This is a genomic window from Sphingomonas glacialis (genome assembly GCF_014653575.1).
GTDB lineage: Bacteria > Pseudomonadota > Alphaproteobacteria > Sphingomonadales > Sphingomonadaceae > Sphingomonas > Sphingomonas glacialis.
Genome location: NZ_BNAQ01000032.1, coordinates 1 through 1,174 on the forward strand (window position 1 = coordinate 1; position 1,174 = coordinate 1,174).

Consider the following 1,174-nt stretch of genomic DNA (forward strand, 5'->3'; position numbering starts at 1 on the left):
GTAATACCAAGACTCTCTGATCAGGACCGATGGGCCCACGACCGCAGTCCGATGGACATGATGCGCCACGGCTGATCGGTGAGGCGGTTCCAGGCGAAGCAGCAATGGTCGAGGATGTCGTCGTAGGATTTGAAGATGCGGTTCGACAGCCAGTTGTCGCGCATGAACTGCCAGACGTTTTCGACCGGGTTGAGCTCGGGGCATTTTGCCGGCAGCGGCAGCAGCGTGATGTTGGCCGGGACGATCAGCCCCGCCGAGAGATGCCAGCCTGCCTGGTCAAGTATCAGCACGGCATGGGCGCCGGGCGTCACGGCGGCGGATATCTCGGCGAGGTGCAGCGTCATCCCTTCGGTATTGCAGCGCGGGAGCACCAGGGCCGCTCCCTTGCCCTCGGCTGGGCAGATGGCGCCGTAGATGTAAGCCGAGGTGGTACGTTGGTCCTTCGGCGCTGACGGACGTGTCCCGCGCTTGGCCCAGCGCCGGGTGATGCCGTTCTTCTGGCCGACCCGCGCCTCATCCTGCCACCACAGTTCTATAGGTGTACCGCCGGGGAGCGCTGCCCGGATCGCTGCCACTTGGGCGGGGAAGCCTTTTTAAAAACGTCGATGGCGTCAGCCGCCTGCGCATGATGCCTCGGTCGTGCCGTCAGCTTCCTGTAGCCCATGGCGCGCAGGTCGCGGCTCAGCGTCTGCTTGCTAACCGACACACCATATTCGTCGAACAGCCACTGGATCAAATCGACGATCCGCCAGCGCACCACGCCATGCGACGCCGGGACCGGGCCCTGTTCGATGATCTCGGCAAGCGCCCGCTTATGCTCTGGGCCAAGCACTGGACGGGGACCGGGGGCTTTGCCGTCGAGCAAGCCGTCGGGCCCGCTGGTATTGAAGCGCAGCACCCAGTCTCGAACCGTCTGCAAACCAACGCCGCCGACCTGTGCCGCCGCGTGCCGCGCACCACCATCGTAAATCACCGCCAGCGCCAGCAGCCGCCGGACCTGATTGGCGTCACCGCTCAAACGCGCCAACCTTCGAAGACCAGACCCGTCGAAATCGTCCCTTAGCCCAACCGCTGATGCCACCGCCAACCTCCCACCGTTTGCGATGTTGAATCAGATCATGACCGACTTGGGAATCCCCGGCGCTGAGTCAGGCTCCGAGGGACTTGGTATAAG

General features: G+C 64.0%; 1 protein-coding gene. It reads right to left on the reverse strand.

The features are described 5' to 3' along the window. Positions 1–20: 20 nt before the first annotated feature. A protein-coding gene (locus IE187_RS21105; RefSeq protein ID WP_170318413.1) for an IS630 family transposase occupies positions 21–1,081 on the reverse strand; the annotation gives its coding sequence in 2 pieces (ribosomal slippage) (positions 21–589 and positions 589–1,081; 1,062 coding nt in all). Positions 1,082–1,174 lie beyond the last annotated feature (93 nt).